The sequence below is a fragment of the Parviterribacter multiflagellatus genome (assembly GCF_056863265.1).
Map to the genome: position 1 here is coordinate 140,692 of NZ_JBXPIZ010000010.1, position 20,340 is coordinate 161,031.

The following is a 20,340-nucleotide window of genomic DNA, read 5'->3' on the forward strand; positions in this document are numbered from 1 at the left end:
CGCGCCGCGTCGTGGCCGGCGAGTTCGACCTCATCGCGGCGTTCGTCCGCGCCCTGCCGGCACCCTCGGAGCGCGTCGTGCGGTGGACCGGCGACGACTGCGCGGTCGTGCGCGCACGCCCCTTCGCCGCGACGTCGATCGACACGATGGTCGACGGCGTCCACTTCCGCCTCGACGGCGGGGCGACGCCCGCCGACGCCGGCCACCGCGCCCTGGCCGGCGCGCTGTCGGACCTCGCGGCGATGGGCGCCGAGCCCGGCGAGGCGTACGTCGCCCTCGGCCTGCCCGAGGGGTTCGGGGAGGCCAACGCCGTCGCGCTCGTCACCGCGATGGCGGAGCTGGCGGCCGCGACGGGCACGACCGTCGCGGGCGGCGACGTCACGCGCGCCCCCGCGCTCACCATCACCGTCAGCGTCACCGGCTGGGCGGACGCCGAGGAGGAGCTGCTCGGCCGGGACGGCGCGCAGAGCGGCGACACCGTCGCGGTGACCGGGCCGCTCGGCGCGTCCGCCGCGGGGCTCGCGCTCCTCGACGGCCGCGCGCCCCGCGCCGCGACGCCGCACGCCGACGCGCTGATCGCCGCCTACCTGCGCCCCCGGCCGCGCCTGCGCGAGGGGCGGGCGCTGGCCGAGGCCGGCGCCCACGCGCTGATCGACCTGAGCGACGGCATCGCGTCGGACGCCCGCCACGTGGCGGAGCGCAGCGGCGTGCGCCTGGCGATCGACCTCGACGCGCTCCCGCTCGCGCCCGGGGTCGCGGAGGTCGCGGCGGCGCTGGACGTCGAGGCCGCGGTGCTCGCCGCGACGGGCGGCGAGGACTACGAGCTGCTCGTCTGCGGGCGGCCGTCGCCGGCCTGGCCGTCGGTGCGCGCGGTCGGCGCGGTGGTGGACGGCGCGCCCGGCGTCGTGCTGTCGGACGCGCGCGGCGAGCGCCCGCTCTCGGGCTTCGCCCACCGGCTGTGACGGGCCAGCAGCGCCTCGGCGACCGCATGGCAGTTGACGTCGTACTCGTGGCGCGCGACGGCCTGCTTGAGCTCTCGGACCAACATCTTCCTGGACACCATCGTCCGTGATCGCGAGCAGTCCAGTCCGATGCACTCCAGGTTGGACGACCGGCCGATCCGACTCGTCTAGGTGTCCAGCGTGGAAGGCTTCAGCTCGGTCTTCACGAGCCGCGCGAAGACGATGATGCGCTTCTCCGCGCTGTACAGCGGATGGCACGCCGAGAGGATCAGCCGGTCGTAGCTGACGCGGTTGAGCACCCACACCTCGGTCGGCTTGACGATCCGCGTGCGCTCGACCTCGTAGCGGAACGTCCCGTACGGCATCTGCATCGTGATGCGGTCGCCCTTGCGGAGCTTGTCGATCTTGCGGAAGGGCGCGCCATACGTCGTGCGGTGGCCGGCGACGGCGGTCGTCCCGCGCGCGCCGGGGTACGGGTTGTCCGGGAACAGGCCCGGGCCGTTGCGCAGCGACTCCGTGCTCGTGCCCTTGACCATCACGAAGTTCGCGTCGATCTTCGGGATGCGGATGCGTCCCGCCGCGTCGCCCTCGTCGAGCTTGCGCTTGAACGAGCGGGCCAGGAACGCGGCCTTGCGCTCGGGCGTCTTGAGCGTCTTGAGCGCGCGGCGCTCCAGCGGCGGGAGCGACTCGGCCTGCTCCTCGAGCTTCTCCAGATCGCCGCCCAGCGCGTCCTGGTGGAAGCGGGCGTAGAGCGCGGACACCGGCTCCTGCCACGCGATCGTCAGGCCCGCGTCGATCAGCAGCATCCCACCCGACAGGATCAGGACGGTGGACAGCGCCCGCAGCACTTGGCGGGTGAGGCGGGACTTGGTCTTCATCGGCGGATCGCGGAGTCGGTGCCGCCCAGGCTGCCGGGGCCGGCGTAGGAGAGCGGCCCCCTGATCGTGACGGATCCTGACGGTCCGGCATCCGGCGCGTCGGAGCGGCGCTTGCGGAGCGCGACGCCGATCGCGCCGACGCAGCAGGCCAGCACCGCGCTCCCCAGCACCGCGCCGACGATCCCGACCGTGCCGCCGGAGAGCAGCATGACCGCGCTCCACGCCAGCTCGGACGGGCCGAGATCCCACAGGACGGCGTGGTAGAGGCCGAGCAGCGCGAGGGGCAGGAGCCCGGCCAGCGCCATCGCGACCAGCGCGGGCCGCGGCAGCGGGACCTCCGGCGCGGCCGCGAGCAGCCACAGGTGGACGGCCGGCGCGAGCAGCAGCGCGGTGTACGGGTTGACGACGCAGACCGCGAACGCGAGCAGCGTCGCGGTGAGCGCGACCGCGGCGGCCGCGCCCGGCACCTCGTCCGCGGTCACACGGACCGGCACGCCGAACGCGCGCGCCACCGGCGCCCGGGCGAAGAACCCGGCGACGAGCAGCAGGGCGAGCCCGGCCACCGCCGCGCCCTCCACGGGCACCACCGAGGGCAGCACCGCGCCGCGCAGGTTCGGCAGCGCGCCGGCCAGGCCGAGCAGCCGCGCGATGATCGCGACGAGCAGGAACGGCATCGCGGCGACGGCGAGCCAGCGCACCCATGCGCCCACGCGCTGGCGGCGCCGGCGGACGCGTGCGAGCCCGTCGACCGCGCCGACCAGCGCCGGCAGCAGGAGCAGCACGGCGATCACCGTCACCGCCCAGCGCGGCAGCACCTGGCGCTGGAAGAGGAGGTACTCCCGCGCGCCCTGTGGCACGTCGGGTCCGTTGTCGAGCGCGCTGATCGAGCGCAGCAGCCCGCGGCCGAACGACTGGAGCCGGGCCCGCGACACGCGCCCGGCGGCCGCGCCCTCCGGCCCGCGCTCGCCTGAGGCCTGGATCGTCACGCCCGACAGGCCCTCCGCGCCGACGGCGCCCTGCGGCGTCAGCGTGAGCGGCATCGCGAGCCGCGCGAGCTGCACGAGCGCGCGCGGCTGGCCGGGATCGAGGTCGGTCTCGGCGCGCATCGCGGTCTCCACCGTCCGCCGCAGCCGCAGCGGCGCGGCCCCGCCGGTGTCCGACCACGGGATCACGTACGGGCGGCGCACCGGCGCGCGGCTCGCGATGTCGCCCACGACGAGCACCGCGTCGACCGGGCCGCCGAGGTCGGAGAGCGCATCGCGCAGGCCGGCCATCCCGCCGGTCCCGCCGCTGGTCGACACGAGCGTCAGCGTGCGCTTGATCGGGCGGCCCTCGAACAGCCGCGCCAGCTCCATCACCGCGGCCGTGCCGGAGAGCCGCGCGGCGTCGCCCTCCTCGGCCCGGTCGCGGTGGGCGACGACGACGATCCGGCGCGAGTCGAGCCCCGGGCGCTCCCCGATCACCGTGGTGAGCGCGCGCTCGCCGTCGATCGTCTCCGCGGTCACCGACGACGTGCGCGTCGTGAAGCCCGCGCCCTCGAAGACGCCCTCCACGCGCTCGGCGATCGCCTCGTCCCCCGCGGAGCCCGGACGCGAGCGCGGGAAGTCGCGCGACAGCTGGTTGAGCGTCGCGAACGCCTTGCGCCCGTCGAAGGCGTCGGGGGCCAAGGTCGTCCCGATCGGCCGGGGCCGCTCGTTAAGCGCGAACGCCGCGACGAGGACCGCCAGCAGGAGCGGAACGAAGGCGGCTCGGTAGACCCTCGTGTCCAACATCTGGCCGTCCGTCACCATAGGGGGAGCGACCGATGGCCGAACGAAGCCCCCGCATCCTCCTCGTCGACGACGAGGCCGCGATCCAGACCCTCCTGTCCTACCCGCTCCAGAAGGACGGCTACGAGGTGGTGTGCGCCTCCGACGGCCGCGAGGCGCTCACCCGCTTCGGCGAGGGGACCTACGACCTCGTCGTCCTCGACGTGATGATGCCCCGGCTCGACGGCCTCGAGGTGTGCCGCCGGCTGCGGGCCAAGTCGACCGTCCCGATCATCATGCTCACCGCGCGGGCGGAGGAGGTCGACAAGGTCGTCGGCCTGGAGCTCGGCGCCGACGACTACATCACCAAGCCGTTCTCGATGCGGGAGTTCCGCTCCCGCGTGAAGGCGGCGCTGCGGCGCGCGACGTGGCAGCAGCGCGCGCAGGAGCTGGGCGACGACGAGCCGCTGGAGGTCAAGGACCTGCGGATCGACTTCGCCAAGCGCGCGGTGCGCGTGCGCGGGGACGACGTGCAGGTGACGTACGTCGAGTTCGAGATCCTCAAGGCGCTCGCGTGCAACCCCGGCCGCGTCTTCACCCGCGAGATGCTGCTCACGCGCATCTGGGGCGACAGCGCGTTCCGCGACCCGCGCACGATCGACGTCCACATCCGGCACCTGCGCGAGAAGCTGGAGCTCGAGGCCAAAGACCCGGAGTACCTCTTCACGGTGCGCGGCGTGGGCTACCGCTTCCGCGACACCGACGACGACTAGCGCGACACCATGCTCACGTCCATCCGGACGCGGCTGGCGCTCCTCGTGTTCGCCATCACGGCGGGCGCGGTCGGGTTCGTCTACGCGTACGTGGCGCCGCCGCTGGCCGACAACCTGCGCGAGCAGGAGCTCCAGCGCCTCGCGCGCGACGTGCGCCGCTACGCCGACCCGATCGTCGACGCGCGCGACGCGGAGATCAACCGGCTGCGGCGGATCGTCGGGCGCGCGGCGGAGCGCTCCAGCGCGCGCGTGACGCTGCTGCGGGTGAGCCGCGGCTCGCTCGGCGTGCAGACGTCGGTCGTCGCCGACTCCGCCTCGCCCGACGCGCCGCGCGACCTGCAGTTCGAGGTCGCGACCGATGCCGCGCGGCGCGGCCGCGTGACGACCGGGACCGAGTCCAGCGACGACGGCCGGCTCGGCCAGGCGGCGCTGCCGGTCCGGCGCGGCAAGAACATCGAGCGCGTCATCGTGCTCTCCGCGCCGCTCGACGACGTCCAGGCGAACGTCGACCTCGTGCGCGACCGCATCCTCGTCGCGGGCGGCATCGCGCTCGCCCTCGCGCTCGCCGCCGGCACGATCCTCGCCACGCGCCTCTCGCGCCGGATCAAGCGGCTGGAGCGCTCGGCCCACGCCGTCGCCCGCGGCGACCTCTCCGGCCGGTTCGTCGTCGACACCGCCGACGAGCTCGGCCGGCTCGCGGTCGCGCTCGACGACATGCAGCGCCAGCTCGGCGAGCTCGACACCGCGCGCCGCCGCTTCATCGCCACCGCGTCGCACGAGCTGCGCACGCCGATCTTCTCCCTCGGCGGCTTCCTGGAGCTGCTCGACGAGGAGGACCTCGACGACGAGACGCGCGCCGCGTTCATCCGCCAGGTGCGCGACCAGGTCGACCGGCTCAAGAAGCTCGCGACCGACCTGCTCGACCTTTCCAAGCTCGAGGCGGGGTCGCTGGAGCTGCGTCCGGAGCCCACCGACCTGGCGGTGCTCGCCGAGGCGGTGGCGAGCGAGTTCCGCGTCGCGCTCGACCAGCACGACTCCAAGCTGGAGCTGCGCATCCCGGCGGGGGCGGTTGAAGTCGAGCTGGACGCGGAAAGAGTGGCCCAGATCATGCGTATCCTCATCGACAATGCGCTCACGCACACGCCGCACGGGACGGACATGGTCGTGACCGCCGCGCGCGACGAGACGACGCTCCGCCTGCAGGTCCGCGACTTCGGGGGCGGGATCAAGCGCCAGGCGATCGACCGCCTGTTCGAGCCCTTCTACGGCTCGGGCGACGGCACCGGCGCCGGGCTCGGGCTAGCCATCGCCCGTGAGCTCGCCGAGCGGATGGACGGCCGCCTCACCGTCGAGGCGCTCGCCGGCCGCACCACCTTCACCCTCGAGCTCCCCGCGTGACCGCCCGTCTCGCAGCGCTCCTGGCCGCGCTCGTGGCCCTGGCCGGACTGGTGGGTGCCTGCGGCAGCAGCGAGGGCACGAGCCCCGACGGCAAGGGCGACGGCGGCTCGGAGGAGAGCGCCGAGGTCCGCCCGACCACGGTCGAGGTCCCGGCCCGCACGCTGGACCGCGAGCCCGGCGACGACTCCGCGGTGACCGACGAGACGCTCGGCTTCGACGCCCAGGAGATCTTCCGCCGCGACGGCCCCGGCGTGGTCACCATCGTCTCGATCTTCAACGGCGGCAGCGGGGGCGGCGGCCTCTTCGGCGGCGGCGACGACGAGGACGACGACGAGGGCGACCAGCCGCAGGGCGGCGTCGGCTCGGGGTTCGTCGTCAGCGACAAGGGCGAGATCGCGACCAACGCGCACGTCGTGACGACCGGCGAGGGCAAGAGCATCAAGAAGGCCACCGAGGTCTACGTGAAGTTCGCCGACGACAACCAGGTCGAGGCGACGATCGTGGGGTTCGACCCGAACGCCGACGTCGCGCTGCTCCGGCTCAAGACGCTGGAGGGCCTGACGCTGCGCCCGCTCGACCTCGGCTCCTCCAAGGACGTCGTCGTCGGCGCGCCCGTCGCGGCGATCGGCTCGCCCTTCGGCGAGGAGCAGTCGCTGTCGGTCGGCGTCGTGTCCGCGACCGACCGCGCGATCGACTCGCTGACCGGCTTCTCCACGCTTGGCGCGGTGCAGACCGACGCCGCGATCAACCAGGGCAACTCCGGCGGGCCGCTGATCAACGCCGACGGCCAGGTGATCGGGATCAACGCCCAGATCCGCACACGCTCGGGCGGCGGCGAGGGCGTCGGCTACGCCATCCCGGTCGACCAGGTGCGGCGCTCGCTCGACGCGATCCGCGCCGGCGGCGAGGTCAAGTACGCGTACCTGGGCGTGTCGAGCGTGCCGGTCTACCCGCAGCTCGCCGAGAAGTTCGGGCTCGGGACCGACCACGGCGCGTGGATCCAGGAGGTCGTCCCGAACGGCCCCGGCGCCAAGGCCGGGCTCAAGGCGGGCACCGGCGAGGAGCGGTTCCAGGACCGGCCGTACCGCCCCGGCGGCGACGTCATCACGAAGGTCGGCAACACGCGGGTCGAGAACGAGAACGACCTGGGCATCGCGGTCGCCAAGCGGCAGCCGGGCGAGCAGGTCGTGCTCGAGGTCTACCGCGGCGGCCAGCGCCTCGAGGTCACCGCGACGCTCGGCGAGCGGCCTGAGGAAGTGAGCGGAGGCTGACGCATGCTCCAGCCCGTGGCCGTCGGCCAGAAGACGCTGGCCGACTACACGCACATCGCCGGGCGTCCGCTGATCGACGAGATCCGCGAGCTGGCGGCCGAGCTGGAGGGCACGCGCGTCGTCCACCTGTCGGCCACCGCGTTCGGCGGCGGCGTGGCGGAGATCCTCTACACGCTCGTGCCGCTGATGAAGGACATCGGGCTGCACGTCGAGTGGCAGGTGATCTACGGCCGCGAGGAGTTCTTCAACGCGACCAAGCTCCTGCACAACGCGCTCCAGGGCGCGCCCGAGGACCTCAGCGAGGCCGACTGGGAGGTCTGGCTCAAGTACAACGAGATGAACTCGCGGGAGCTGTCGAGCGGGTGGGACGTGGCGATCGTCCACGACCCGCAGCCGGCCGCGATGTTCCAGCTCGTCCCGGAGAAGGCGCGCGCGTGGATCTGGCGCTGCCACATCGACGTCTCGACGCCGAACCCGGCGACGATCGCGCGTCTGCTCCCGTACATCTCCACGTACCCGCAGTCGCTCTTCCACGTCGCCGGGTACGTCCCCGAGGGCATGACCGGGACCGTCAACGTCGTCCCGCCGGCGATCGACCCGCTGGCGCCGAAGAACATGGCGCTCTCGCCCGAGGACGCGTCGTACGTCTGCAACCAGTTCGGCATCGACGTCGACCGCCCGCTGATCTGCCAGGTCTCGCGGTTCGACCCGTGGAAGGACCCGCTCGGCGTCATCGACGCGTACCGGATCGTCAAGGAGCAGGTGCCCGAGACGCAGCTCGCGCTCGTCGGCTCGATGGCGTCCGACGACCCCGAGGGCTGGGACTACTTCAACGCCACGATCGCGCACGCGGCGGGCGACCCGGACATCCACATCCTCAACAACTTCAACAACGTCGGCTCGATCGAGGTCAACGCCTTCCAGTCGCACTCGGACGTCGTGATCCAGAAGTCGACGCGCGAGGGCTTCGGCCTGACGGTGTCGGAAGCGCTCTGGAAGGGCAAGGCGTTCATCGGGGGCGACGTCGGCGGCATCCCGCTGCAGGTGCAGAACGGGGTGTCCGGCTACCTCGTCTCCGACGTGGAGACGTGCGCGGCGCGGGCCACCGACATCCTGCAGGACCCGGCGCTGGGCAAGGCGCTGGGCCGGCGCGGCAAGGAGCACGTGCGCCAGCACTTCCTCACCCCGCGCTACCTGCGCGACTACCTGAAGATCATCAAGGCGGAGCTCGACGGAGCGGGCACCGCCTCCAGCGAGGCCACGGAAGCGGCGTAGGAGATCCGGCACACGCGATGAGCGACTCGAGCGGCAAGCGGCCGCTGGTCCTGGTGTCCAACCGGGGGCCCGTGACGTTCGGGCCCGACGGCGAGGTCAAGCGCGGCACGGGCGGGCTCGTCACGGCGCTGACCGGCTTGGCGTCCCACCGCGACGTGGTGTGGATCGCCTCCGCCATGACCGAGGAGGACGCGCAGAAGTCGGAGGAGGCGGGCGGCCCCTTCGACGTCGAGTCGCCGGCCGGCGGGACGTACCAGGTGCGCCTGGTGGCGTCGGAGGACGCCGCGTACGACCGCTTCTACAACGTCTTCGCGAACCCGATGCTGTGGTTCATCCAGCACTACCTGTGGGACCTCAGCAACGCGCCGGACATCCGCCGCAACGAGGTCGAGGCGTTCGAGTACGGCTACAACGCCGTCAACGAGGACCTCGCTGCCGCGGTGGTGGAGGAGATCGACGGCGTGGAGGAGCCGGTCGTGATGGTCCACGACTACCACCTCTACACGCTGCCGAACCTGATCCGGCGGGCGCGTGAGGACGTCTTCCTGCACCACTTCGTGCACATCCCGTGGACGCAGCCGGACGCGTGGCGCGTGCTCCCGCGCGGCATCCGGCGGGAGATCTACGAGGGCATCCTCGCCAACGACATCATCGGCTTCCACACCCGCTCGTACCGGTGGAACTTCCTGCAGTGCTGCCGCGACCTGATGGACCTGGAGGTCGACTTCGAGCGCGGCATCGTCTTCTTCGAGGACCGCGAGGTGTGGGTGCGCGCGTACCCGCTGCCGATCGACGCGGGCGCGACGTGCCGGACCGCCGCGTCGGACCGCACCAAGGAGCTCGAGAAGGCCCTGCTGGCGCGCCGGCGCGAGCACCTGATCCTGCGCGTCGACCGCGCGGACCTGTCGAAGAACGTGCTGCGCGGGTTCTCCGCCTTCGACCTCTTCCTCGAGCAGCACCCGGAGTTCATCGAGAAGGTCACGTTCATCGCCCAGCTGATCCCGTCGCGGACCGACGTGCCCGAGTACGCCGAGTACCTGGAGCGGATCGAGGCGCTGGTCGCCGTGGTCAACCACCGCCACGGCACCCCGGACTGGATGCCGATCCAGCTCAAGCTCCGCGACGACCTCGAGGAGGCGATGGCCTCGTACAAGCACTACGACGTGCTGCTGGTGAACGCGATGTTCGACGGCATGAACCTCGTGTCGAAGGAGGGCCCGCTGGTGAACGAGCGCAACGGCGTGTCCGTGCTCTCCGAGAACACCGGCGCCCACGAGGAGCTCGGCGAGTTCGCGCTGAGCGTCAACCCGTTCGACATCCAGGAGACCGCGGACTCGATCCACGCGGCGCTGACGATGCCCCCGGCCGAGCGCAAGCGGCGGATGGAGGGGCTGCAGCGGATCGTCACCGCCCGCAACCCGGGCGACTGGATCGACGATCAGCTGGCGGACATCAAGAAGAAGGCCTCCAGCGGCCCTCGCGTCGCCTGACGTCCGCGACGGGGGCTACCGGCCTGCCGGCCTAATCGCCCACCGTCGCGAACGCCATGCATCCGCGATGGCTCGCTGGATGGGGTTGGTCAGGTGCGGACGGTCGCCGTCTTCGACGTCGTGCGGCCGCCGATGGTGACCTTCACGGCCAGCGTTCCCTTCTTCGCCCGCCGCAGGGCGGTGCGGGCCTTCTTGGCCGGCTTCACCGCCAGCGTCGCGGTCCGGCCGCCCTTCGCGGTGAGCGTCGCGCTGACGCGGTAGCGGGCCTTGCCGACCTTCAGCGTCCCGCTGATCGTCACCTTGCACGTCTTGCCGGCCGGGCAGGTGGCGGTGCCGAGCGTGATCGCCCCGGTCTTGGCCGAGTACTTGGGCGTCTTGGCCAGCTTCACCGCCGCCTTCGCCGGGGGCGCGGGCTTCGGGGCGGGCGCGGGGGCGGGCGGGGCCGGCACCGCGACGCCGGTGCCGCTCAGCGCGACGGTCAGCCGGCTCGCCCAGGCGGTCGTGCCGACGGTCAGCTCACCGCCGGCCGCACCGGCCGCGGTCGGGGTGAACGCGAGCTCGACCTCGCACGAGGCGCCGGCGCGGAGCACGTCGCCGGTGCCGCAGGGCGCGGTCGCCGCGAACGCGTCGCCGCGCACCGCCATCGTGGCGAGGCGGAGCGTCGAGCCCGTCGTGTTGGTCAGCGTCACGGTGCGCTTGGCGGTCTGGCCGACGGTGACCGCACCCGCATCCCATCCGCCGAAGCTCGCCGCGAGCGGGAGGAACGCGGCGTCGACGACGCGGACCTCGCTCGTGATGATCGTCTCGGCGCCGGCCGAGTCGATCACGGCCGCGGTGATCGGGATCGTCCGGCCGATGTCCGCCGCGGTCGCCGTCCACACGCCGTCGAACGCGTACGGCCCCTTCGCCTTCGTCACCGACGCGCCGCCGACGGACAACGTCACCGACTTGACGCCGAAGTCGTCGGCCGCCGCGACGACGGGATCGATCGCGGTGCCGGGCGCGACGAGGAACGCCTCGGTCGCGAACTCCGCCGTCGGCGGCGCGTCGGCGACGGGCTTGGGCACGACCAGCGCGGGCGGCGCCGTCGTCAGCGGGCCGGTCGCGGGTGCGGACGGGTTCGCCGCGCCGATGACGCTCGCGGCGGCGGCCGCGTCCGTGCCGGAGATGCCGTCGCACGACGCGGTGCTCGCGCCGACGACCGGGCCGCCGCTGCAGCGCCACCAGTTGCGCACGGCGCGGGCGGGCGCGCCGTCGCGGACCGCGGTGTTCGTGCTGTTCGCGTTGAAGACGCCGTAGCCGTTGCCGGTGATGGCGTTCCCCACCGCGTCGAACGCGCGCGTGCCGGGCTTCGCCGGGTCCATCCCGGTCTCCGCGTCGGTGAGCAGGATGCCGACCGACTGCCGCGCGTCCGGCGTGAAGCTGTTGCCGGTGATCTCGCTGCCGGTGACCGCGCCGCGTGCGCCGGCGTGGTACTGGACGCCGGTCTGCGGGATCAGCGTGCTCGGCCCGCTGCCGGCGACGCGTGTGCCGCTCACGTAGCCGTAGCCGACCATGCCCGACCGCTGCGTCGTCGTCGCGACGCCGTCCGCGCCGCGCGCCTCGTCGAACAGGATGCCGCCGGTCTGGTAGCCGGTGACGAGGCTGTCGACCACGCGCACCTCGCGCCGGGCGCCGGCCTCGGCACCCTGGAGCGAGTTCGTCTGGACGATGCCCCAGCCGTGCGGCCGCGCGGCCAGCTCGGTGGTGTCCGCCGCGCGCAGGAAGGGCCCGACGACGCTCCGGGAGACCTTCCCCGAGGTGTTGAAGAACGCGATGCCCGCCTCGACGTACGCGGACGGGGAGGTGACGGTGACGCCCGAGATGTCGACGAAGTTCTCGTTGTCGTCCGAGGCGCCGAGCGACTGGCGCGAGATCGTGATGACGTTGCCGCCGCCGTCGCGCAGGTACGGCGCGGTGCCGGCGAGCGACGCGCCGAGGGACGGCGCCGGGAGGATCGTGACCTTGCTCGCGCCCGCGCCGCGGATGGTCAGCGGCTTGGTGATCGTCAGGCCGTTCATCGAGCCGGCCTGCGCCGGGCTGTTGGCGTGGTTGATCGGCGTGGAGCGCTCGGGGTACGTGCCGTCGCAGACGGCGATCGTGTCCCAGGGCGCGGCCTGGTCGACGGCGTCCTGGATCGTGGTGAACGCGGCGTTCGGGCACTGCGCCTTGTCGTCGTCGACCGTCCAGGTCGACGCGGAGGCCGCAGCCGGCGCGAGGGCGCCTGCCGCCGCGCAGACGAGCGCCGCGGAGAGCGCGCGCCTGAGGCTGACGTGCTTCATGGGGTGATCGGAACCTCGATGGGTGTGGGTCGCTGGGGTGAGCCACCGGATCGAGACGTCCCACGGAGGCGTCGGTCACCGCTGCCCGGCGAGGGCCGCCCGACTGTAGGGCCGAATGGACTGCCATCCGGGCCAAAGATGTGCCGGTCGATCTTGGACCGCCGGTCGAGACGCTGAGCCGGGATCCGGCCGTAGCCTCGGCGTCGCCCACCAGCTCGGTCACGGTGAGCGAGGTCCGCACCCCTGAGCCCGGTCGTCCTCCGCTTCCGCGCCGGCGCTCTCGACCGCCACGGATCGGCGACAGCAGGGGCAGCTCCCAACCCCTGACCCGAACCGACGGAGGACCGGTGACCCTCACCGACACCCGACCGAGGGTGCTGGCGGCGCTTGCGCTGCTGTGCACGCTCCTGGCGCTCGCGCCCGCGGCAGCGGACGCCGCGGCGCCCGACCCGCTCGCCCGCGGCAGCTACACGCCCGCGACGCTCGAGCAGTACAAGCTCGGCACCGTCAACCTGCAGGAGCCGAACGCCGCCGGCGGCCCCACGACCGGCGCGGCGGCCGCGGCGACGCTGCAGATCCGCGGCTCGCTCTACTACCCGCAGAACCGCACGACGCCCTCGCCGCTGCTGATCCTCGTGCACGGCAACCACACCCAGTGCGACGTCGGCGCGTCGCCGCAGTGCACGGTCTTCAAGCGCAACGACCGCGGCTACGCGTACATGGCCGAGAACCTGGCGAGCTGGGGCTACACGGTCGCCTCGATCGACCAGGACCAGCTCATGTACTTCCAGGACTCGAACATGGGCAAGGGCATGCACCAGCGGCGCCTGCTCATCGCGGCGACGCTCGACGCGCTCTACAAGGCCAACGAGACCGGCATGGCCGCCGACGAGAACACGAACGTCGGCGACCTCCTGAAGGGCAAGCTCGACTTCTCGCGGATCGGCCTGATGGGCCACTCGCGCGGCGGCGACGCGGTCACCTCGTTCATCGACTACAACCGCACGCGGCCGGCGCCGGGGCGGCGCTACCAGCTGCGCGGCGTGATCTCGCTCGCGCCGGTCGACTACGAGCGCCGCGCGCCGTACGGGATGCCGTACATGACGATCCTCCCGATGTGCGACGGCGACGTGTCGAACATCCAGGGCGCGCGCTTCTTCGAGCGCTCCCAGTACATCGCGCCGGGCGACCCCTTCCCGCGCATCCAGGTCGGCGTCCACGGCACGAACCACAACTGGTACAACAGCGTCTGGTCGGCCGACAACGACGACTCCGGCGGCAACGACCCGGCCTGCGGCATCTCGCAGCCGAACAACATCCGGCTCTCCGGCGGCCTCTCCACCGGCCCGACGACCGGCCCGGCCAACGGCGACGTCGGCCTCAGCCCGGGCGGCACGTACACCCGCAACAACCGCGGCTCCGGTGACCCGGCGCTGATGGGCGACCAGAACAAGGTCGGCCTGGCGCTGATGAACGCGTTCTTCCGCCGGTACGTCGGCGGCGAGGCGGCGTTCGACGAGTACATGACGGGTGAGCGCTCGGCCGAGGGCGAGACGCAGCTGCCCGCGTCCGCGTGCCCGTCGCAGGTGATCTCCGACACGGGCGGTGGCACGAACGGCCCGCGGATGGCGTGCGCGGAGCGGATCATGACGAGCTACTTCGCCCCGCCGGCCGAGCGCGTCGACGTGCTCACCCCCGGCACCGACGACCCGCTCGGCGTCACCGCGCTCGGCACGGGCGTCGAGGCGGCCGGCTTCGCGAACCCATACCTCGACGCGGGCGGGGTGACCCCGAAGCCCGCGACGACCGCCACCGGCCTGGACTGGTGCAACCCCGAGCCCGACCACTTCGCGCCCGCGCAGCTCGGCCTCGCCTCGCTGCCGGCGGCGAAGAAGGCGTGCCCGCTGCCGGCGGCCGCCGGCCTCGGCGGTCAGAACAACCCAGCCCGCGAGAACGCGCCGGTCAACCGGTCGTACGGCCTGCAGCTGGCGGCCGCGTGGGAGCAGCCGGCGTCGCTCGCCGTCCGGATCCCGTCGGCCAAGGGCGACGTGTCCAGCCTGAAGGCGCTCGCGCTCGGGGCGGCGGTGAACTACTTCGACCCCCGCAACCCGTCACGCACGGCTGACGCGATCACCAACCCGGCGGCGACGACGCAGGACTTCGCGATCGCGCTGACCGACGCCGACGGCGTCACCGGCACGGTGTCCGCGGCGGCGCAGCGCTACGGCAACGCGCTGCACCAGACGATCGGCGACACGACGACGCGCGTCCACGTGCTGCTCAACCAGATCCGCGTCCCGCTCGCGGACTTCGCGGCGCAGGGCGTCGACCTCACGCGCGTGCGGAAGGTCGCGCTGCGCTTCGGCGAGCCGGGCATGCCGGCCACCGGCTCGGTGCAGCTCGCCGACCTGCGCTTCCAGGAGGCGGTCGGCGCGCCGCGGGTGCTGACCGACCCGCACGATGGCGCCGCGGCGGCGGCTGCTTCGCCCGCGGTGGCTCCGGCGCCGCGTGCGGCGGCGTCCCCGGCGCGGCCGGACGCGATCGGCATCGCGGGCGCGACCGTGACGACGCGGGCGGCGTGCACCGACACGGCGGCGCCGCGGACGTCGATCGGCACGCTCTCGGTGCGCGGCGGGCGGCTGGCGGTGTCGGGCCGGGCGTCGGACGTGGGCTGCGCGGCGGCCAAGGCGCCGTCCGCGCTGGCGGGCGGCGTGAAGTCGGTACAGGTGTCGCTCGCGCGCACCGCGCGCGGGGGGAAGGCGTGCCGGTACGTCACGCCCCGCGGGAAGCTGACGGGCGCGACCTCGTGCCGCGAGCCGCTCGCGCTGATCGCCAAGGGGACCACGCGCTGGTCGCTGAACCTCGCACCGAAGCTCCCGGCCGGGCGCTACCGGCTGGCGGTCGTGGCGCTCGACGCGGCGGGCAACACGAAGACGGTGACCCGGTCGGTGCGGGTCCGCTAGCCCCTCACTCGAACCCGAACTCCCCCTGCGCCTGCGATGGCGCGGGGGGAGGGGTCGGGGCCGGGGCCGCGCGCTCCACCGCCGCGTCGCCGCCGGCTGCCTCGCCGACGCGGCCCGCCGCCTCCTCGCCGCTGCGGCCGACTTCCTCCTCGCCGCCGCCGCGCCGCTCCTCGTCGCCGCGCCGCGCCTTCGCGCCGCGCGCCTTCTCCCCGCGGCCCTTCCCACCACCGCGCGCCTTCTTCCGCTTCGGCGCCGGCGCCTCGCGCGGCTGGTCCTCCGGCACGCGCGGCAGCTCGTCGTCCTCCTCCGGCTGCGTCGTCGCCGGCTGCGGCGGCGCGTCGACGAGCACCGGCTGCGGCGGGATCGCGGGACCCTCCGGCCGCAGGTGCGGCCACGCGAGGACGATCCCGATCGCCGCCACGACAGCGGCGGCGCGGGCGACGTTGGACCAGCGGATCCGGCCGAGCACCTCCATGCCGACGGCAGTCCGTCCGGGACGTTTGCTCGCCCCCCGCTACAGTGTTCGACCGCAGATGGCAGCAGCTCCTCCGACATACGACCTGACCGTGCTCCTCGACGTCGCCGTGGAGGAGGACCAGCGCGAGCGCATCCTCGCCGACATCGAGAACCTGATCGCCAGCGAGGGCGAGCTCGTCTCCGCTCACGACTGGGGCCGTCGCAAGATGGCCTACGAGATCAAGCACAAGCCGGACGCGGAGTACCACCTGCTCCAGTTCCGCGGCCCGAAGGCGCTGCTCGACCGGCTCGACCGCACGCTGCGCATCACCGACTCGGTGGTCCGCTACCGGATCATCAAGCTCCGCGCCGGCACCCCCGACGTGCCGGACCTCCGCGCGACGACCGTCTCGGACGGCTCCGAGGCCCCCGTCGAGGCCTAGCGCCTCCGCGCACCAAGACTTCTCGAACGGCGCCTCCGGGCGCCGTTCGTCGTTCCGGCCCCGCGTTCTGCGCCGGGACACGCACGCCTTCGCAACGTTTGTGCGGAGAGAGCGGGCGCAAGGGGCCGGAACCTCCGATGCGGAGCCTAGACTCGGCACCAAGCTTCGTTCGTTGCCGAAAGGAGGCCGCACGGCATGGCGGCTAGCAACATCAACCGGGTGATCATCACCGGGAACCTCACTCGTGATCCCGAGCTCCGTTCAACCGGCGGAGGCCTCTCCATCTGCTCGCTCCGCATCGCGTCCAACACGCGGCGCAAGGACGGCCAGACGGGCGAGTGGGTCGACAAGCCGAACTACTTCGATGTGACGATCTTCGGCCGGCAGGGCGAGAACGCTGCGCAGTACCTGTCCAAGGGCCGCCCGGTCGCCATCGACGGCCGCCTCGAGTGGCGTGAGTGGCAGGACCAGCAGGGCCAGAAGCGCCAAGCCGTGGAGATCGTCGCCGACAACATCCAGTTCCTCGGCGGCCCCGGCGAGGGCGGCGGTGGCATGGGCGGCGGCGGTGGCGGCTTCACCCCGCGCTCCGACGTCCCGGCCAACACGTCCGACTTCGGGCCGCCCGCCCCGCAGCAGCCCGCGCCCGTCGGCGGCGGCAACGGCGGCAGCTACACGCCGCCCCCGGCCGACGACGACATCCCCTTCTAGGCCCCGCACGCCAACGAACGGCCCAGGCCCCGTCGCCGCCGCACCTCGCGGCCGGCGCGGGGCCTTTCGTCGTTCTGGCACGGACGTCCCCTTATCGCCCGCGAAGGTGGCCGTAAGCGGGCCGTAACTGGCGTCCGGGAGGGTCCTGCCCATGACGACGACCCGCCGCGTCAGGACCCCATTCGGTGACGCTCGCAGCTCGGCGACGGCAACCCTCCGCCGCCCCGCGTACGCCCCGTGGGAGTCCCCGGACGAGCCCTCCTCGCTCGCCTTCTCCTCTCCCGAACCCGCGCGGCGGCACTGATACCTGCTCGCTCCCCGGCGCCCCATAGACCCTGGCGCCGGGGCGCCGAGCAGCGCCCTTCCTCTCCAGGCACGTCCGCGCTCTCCGACCCTGCCGACCTCATCTGCGCCGCCCGGTGTGACGCTCCTGGGCGAAGCGTTGCAGGCCGCCGAGGACCGCCTGAGACGGTGCGTCCGACGCGCCCGGCATGATGTTCGACCCTCGTCGTCGGGGGGTTCGGGCCTGCCTGTGTCACAATGGGTCGAGGCCGCGCGGCCCGCTTCCGCGCGCCTTCTTCGTTTCAAGAGACTTCCAGAGGTCCCTCAGTGGCAAAGCAGCGCAACCGGCGCCCCGTGCGTCGTCGCAATGACCGCAAGGGTGCCGGCAGCGGCCGGCGCAAGCCCTGCCCGTATTGCAAGGACAAGATCGAGCAGGTCGACTACAAGGACGTCGAGGGCCTGCGCCGCTTCATCAGCGAGAAGGGCAAGCTCCGCTCGCGGCGGATCACCGGTGCCTGCCGCCGGCACCAGAGCCAGATCGCCCGCGCGGTGAAGCGCGCCCGCGAGCTCGCCCTCCTGCCGTACGTCGCCGAGTCCAGCGGCCGTGAGGACGGCCCGCGTGGCCGCGGCGGCCGCGACCGCGATCGCGATCGCGACTAGCCATGCCGCAGGTCATCCTCCTCCAGGACGTCGAGAACGTCGGCTCGAAGGGGACCGTCGTCGACGTCTCCAAGGGCTACCTCCGCAACTACCTCGTCCCGCGCAAGCTCGCGCAGCCGGCGACGAAGGGCCTGATCGAGCAGGCGCGCAAGGCCGGCGAGGCCCAGGAGCGCGCCGCCGCGCAGGCCGTCCAGGCCGCCGAGGAGCAGGCTGCGGTCCTCAACCGCACGGTCGTCACGATCGCCCAGCAGGCCGGCGACGACGGCCGCCTCTTCGGCTCCGTCACGCCGCAGGACATCGCCGACGCGATCAAGGACGCGCGCGGCCTGGAGGTCGACAAGCGCCACGTCGCCCTCGAGGAGCCCATCCGCAACGTGGGCACGTACCAGGTGGTCGTCGAGGTCGCCTCCGGCGTCACCGCGACGGTGAAGACCATCGTCGTCGACTCGAAGTAGCCGGGCCGACACCCACCGAGAAGTGACCTGCGGGCCCGCGATGCGGGCCCGTCGTCGTTCTGTCCGACGCGCAGGCGAACATCAGTTCGGTGCGGAAATTCGTTGCAACTAGCGGGCTGGCCGGTACGGAGTGGCGCGTCACGCGTGACGATCGCTCGTAGATTCGGGAGCCCGGATGTACGAGCCCGACGGATTCAACGGTGGTGGCGGCGCGGCCACGTCGCCCCTCGCCCCGCCGCACTCGATCGAGGCCGAGCAGTCGGTCCTCGGCGCGATCCTCCTGTCCGAGCGCGCGCTCTACGCCCTCGTCATCGAGGAGGGCCTGAAGGCGGACGACTTCTACCGCCGCAAGCACCAGGTCGTCTACGAGGCGATGCTCAAGCTGTACGGCGAGAGCGAGCCGATCGACGTCATCACGGTCACCGAGGAGCTCAAGTCCCGCGGGACGCTCGACGAGGCGGGCGGCCAGGCCGGCGTCGACGCGCTCGCCGCCGCCGTGCCCGCCGCCGGCAACGCGCGCCACTACGCCCGCATCGTCCGCGAGCACGCGCTGATGCGGCGCCTCATCACCACGACGTACGAGATCCAGGCGTCGGTGGCCGAGCACGACGGCGACGCGCGCTCCCTCGTCGAGCAGGCCGAGCGCGCGATGCTCGAGGTCGCCCACGACGACCGCCAGAAGGACTTCCGCTCGATCGAGGAGGTGCTGCACGACGAGCTGGACAAGATGCACCGGCTGTCGATCGAGCACACCGCGCTCACCGGCACCCCCTCGGGCTTCAAGGACCTCGACGAGGTCACCGGCGGCTTCCAGCCGGGCAACCTGATCATCCTCGCCGCACGCCCCTCGATGGGCAAGTCGGCGCTCGTCTGCAACATCGCCGAGAACGCCTCGATCGACGGCAAGGCACCGGTCGCGATCTTCTCCCTCGAGATGTCCGAAACGGAGCTCGCGCAGCGCTTCGTGGCGTCCCAGGCGCGCATCAAGGGCGACGAGCTGCGCCGCGGCCGCGTGGCGGAGCACAAGTGGCCGAAGATCATGGAGGCCAGCCAGCGCCTGGCGCGCGCGCCGATGTTCATCGACGACTCGTCCGACATCGGCCTGCTGGAGATCCGCGCCAAGTGCCGCCGCCTGCACCAGCAGCACGGCCTCGGCCTGATCATCATCGACTACATCCAGCTGATGCGCGCGGACGGCTCGAGCGACAACCGCGTCGAGCAGATCGGCGCGATGTCGCGTGGCCTGAAGATCCTGGCCCGCGAGCTGCAGTGCCCGGTGATCGCGCTGTCGCAGCTCAACCGCGGCGTCGAGCAGCGCACCGACAAGCGCCCGGTCCTCTCCGACCTGCGTGAGTCGGGCTCGATCGAGCAGGACGCCGACCTCGTGATGTTCATCTACCGCGACGAGTACTACGACCGCGAGTCCGAGCGCGAGGGCGAGGCCGACATCATCATCGCCAAGCACCGCAACGGCTCCATCGGCGACGTCACGCTGACGTTCCAGAAGGAGTACCCGAAGTTCCTCAACTACGCCGGGGAGCGCTTCCAGTGAGCGACGAGTGCCCGCACGGCAAGTGCGACGGCTCGGGGTTCCTCGTCGACGAGGAGACGAACACCGCGACGGACTGCTCGTGCCGCCCGATCCGCATCAGCCGCGCCCGCGCGCGCCGGCTGGAGGCACGGCTGCCGAAGAAGTACGCGGGCGTCGGGTTCGACCGCAACCCGGTCGCGCAGATGCCGGAGCCGATCGTCCGCCAGGTCCGCCGCTTCACGCACGACGTCGACGCCAACCTCGACGCGGGCCGCGGCATCTGGTTCATGGGGAGCGTGGGGACCGGCAAGACGACGCTCGCGATGCTCGTCTCCAAGGCGGCGCTGGCGTCCGACCGCACCGTCGCGATCTACTCCGTCCCGCGCCTGCTCAACGTCATCCGCGACACGATCGGCAACGACGAGTCGACGCTGCGGCTGCTCGACCAGCTCGCGAGCGTCGACCTGCTCCACCTCGACGACCTCGGCGCCGAGAACACGAGCGAGTGGGTGCTCGAGCAGCTCTACTCGATCGTCAACGCCCGGTACGAGGAGGAGCGCTCGCTCGTCGTCACGACGAACCTCTACCCGGACGCGCTGGCGCAGCAGATCGGCGAGCGCACCGTCTCCCGGATCGTCGAGATGTGCGGCGACCCGATCCTGCTCGACGGCAGCGACAAGCGCCGCGAGTACCGGCCGGAAGCCGCCTTCTAGACTCCGGAGGCGT

General features: G+C 72.7%; 17 protein-coding genes. 13 read left to right on the forward strand and 4 right to left on the reverse strand.

The window, feature by feature from the left end:
• The first annotated feature begins 11 nt into the window (after positions 1-11).
• Positions 12-962: a thiamine-phosphate kinase gene (gene thiL / locus AC1UE5_RS21280; protein WP_482927320.1), complete on the forward strand. Its 951-nt coding sequence runs from the start codon at positions 12-14 to the stop codon at positions 960-962.
• A 167-nt stretch (positions 963-1,129) separates the two neighbouring features.
• On the opposite strand, the gene AC1UE5_RS21285 is transcribed toward thiL, so the two are convergent.
• Both AC1UE5_RS21285 and AC1UE5_RS21290 read right to left on the reverse strand, forming a co-directional pair.
• The gene (locus tag AC1UE5_RS21285; RefSeq protein WP_482927322.1) at positions 1,130-1,840 is read right to left on the reverse strand and encodes a class E sortase; all 711 of its coding nucleotides are present in this window, start codon (positions 1,838-1,840) and stop codon (positions 1,130-1,132) included.
• Positions 1,837-3,612 carry a zinc-binding metallopeptidase family protein gene (locus AC1UE5_RS21290; protein WP_482927324.1) on the reverse strand — a complete coding sequence of 592 codons (1,776 nt, stop codon included), beginning with the start codon at positions 3,610-3,612 and terminating at the stop codon, positions 1,837-1,839. Before AC1UE5_RS21290 ends, AC1UE5_RS21285 begins: the two co-directional genes overlap by 4 nt.
• Before the next feature lie 32 nt (positions 3,613-3,644).
• Between AC1UE5_RS21290 and AC1UE5_RS21295 the strand changes: the two genes are divergently transcribed.
• Genes AC1UE5_RS21295 through AC1UE5_RS21315 form a run of 5 tightly spaced genes read left to right on the forward strand, consistent with a single transcriptional unit; the run spans position 3,645 to position 9,795 of the window.
• A complete protein-coding gene (locus tag AC1UE5_RS21295; RefSeq protein ID WP_482927326.1) occupies positions 3,645-4,361 on the forward strand; it encodes a response regulator in 717 nt (238 codons plus the stop codon).
• A gap of 9 nt (positions 4,362-4,370) precedes the next feature.
• Entirely contained in the window at positions 4,371-5,759 is a 1,389-nt protein-coding gene (locus tag AC1UE5_RS21300; protein WP_482927328.1) for a HAMP domain-containing sensor histidine kinase, read from the forward strand.
• Complete coding sequence (locus AC1UE5_RS21305) at positions 5,756-7,030, forward strand: S1C family serine protease (RefSeq protein ID WP_482927330.1); 1,275 nt, start codon at positions 5,756-5,758, stop codon at positions 7,028-7,030. The genes AC1UE5_RS21300 and AC1UE5_RS21305 overlap by 4 nt, the downstream gene beginning before the upstream one ends.
• Positions 7,031-7,033: 3 nt before the next feature.
• Positions 7,034-8,305, forward strand: a complete 1,272-nt coding sequence (locus tag AC1UE5_RS21310; RefSeq protein WP_482927332.1) for a glycosyltransferase — start codon at positions 7,034-7,036, stop codon at positions 8,303-8,305.
• Between the two features lie 17 nt (positions 8,306-8,322).
• Positions 8,323-9,795 (forward strand): alpha,alpha-trehalose-phosphate synthase (UDP-forming), encoded by a 1,473-nt coding sequence (locus AC1UE5_RS21315; protein WP_482927334.1) that lies wholly within the window; start codon positions 8,323-8,325, stop codon positions 9,793-9,795.
• Between the two features lie 89 nt (positions 9,796-9,884).
• Here the strand turns inward: AC1UE5_RS21315 and AC1UE5_RS21320 are convergent, their stop codons facing one another.
• Complete coding sequence (locus tag AC1UE5_RS21320) at positions 9,885-12,116, reverse strand: hypothetical protein (protein ID WP_482927336.1); 2,232 nt, start codon at positions 12,114-12,116, stop codon at positions 9,885-9,887.
• Positions 12,117-12,463: 347 nt separating this feature from the next.
• On the opposite strand from AC1UE5_RS21320, the gene AC1UE5_RS21325 reads away from it, so the two are divergent.
• Positions 12,464-15,079, forward strand: coding sequence for an alpha/beta hydrolase (locus AC1UE5_RS21325; RefSeq protein WP_482927338.1), 2,616 nt, complete (start codon positions 12,464-12,466; stop codon positions 15,077-15,079).
• Between the two features lie 4 nt (positions 15,080-15,083).
• Here the strand turns inward: AC1UE5_RS21325 and AC1UE5_RS21330 are convergent, their stop codons facing one another.
• A complete protein-coding gene (locus AC1UE5_RS21330; RefSeq protein WP_482927340.1) occupies positions 15,084-15,554 on the reverse strand; it encodes a hypothetical protein in 471 nt (156 codons plus the stop codon).
• A gap of 58 nt (positions 15,555-15,612) precedes the next feature.
• On the opposite strand from AC1UE5_RS21330, the gene rpsF reads away from it, so the two are divergent.
• From rpsF to AC1UE5_RS21360, 6 genes are all read left to right on the forward strand, one after another.
• The gene (rpsF, locus tag AC1UE5_RS21335; RefSeq protein WP_482927342.1) at positions 15,613-15,978 is read left to right on the forward strand and encodes a 30S ribosomal protein S6; all 366 of its coding nucleotides are present in this window, start codon (positions 15,613-15,615) and stop codon (positions 15,976-15,978) included.
• 195 nt (positions 15,979-16,173) lie between these two features.
• A complete protein-coding gene (locus tag AC1UE5_RS21340) occupies positions 16,174-16,686 on the forward strand; it encodes a single-stranded DNA-binding protein (protein WP_482927344.1) in 513 nt (170 codons plus the stop codon).
• A gap of 636 nt (positions 16,687-17,322) precedes the next feature.
• On the forward strand, positions 17,323-17,628 hold the full coding sequence (gene rpsR, locus AC1UE5_RS21345) for a 30S ribosomal protein S18 (protein ID WP_482927346.1): 306 nt from the start codon (positions 17,323-17,325) through the stop codon (positions 17,626-17,628).
• A gap of 2 nt (positions 17,629-17,630) precedes the next feature.
• A complete protein-coding gene (gene rplI, locus AC1UE5_RS21350) occupies positions 17,631-18,083 on the forward strand; it encodes a 50S ribosomal protein L9 (RefSeq protein ID WP_482927348.1) in 453 nt (150 codons plus the stop codon).
• 175 nt (positions 18,084-18,258) lie between these two features.
• Entirely contained in the window at positions 18,259-19,635 is a 1,377-nt protein-coding gene (gene dnaB, locus AC1UE5_RS21355; RefSeq protein ID WP_482927350.1) for a replicative DNA helicase, read from the forward strand.
• The gene (locus AC1UE5_RS21360) at positions 19,632-20,327 is read left to right on the forward strand and encodes an ATP-binding protein (RefSeq protein WP_482927352.1); all 696 of its coding nucleotides are present in this window, start codon (positions 19,632-19,634) and stop codon (positions 20,325-20,327) included. Before dnaB ends, AC1UE5_RS21360 begins: the two co-directional genes overlap by 4 nt.
• Positions 20,328-20,340: the final 13 nt, after the last annotated feature.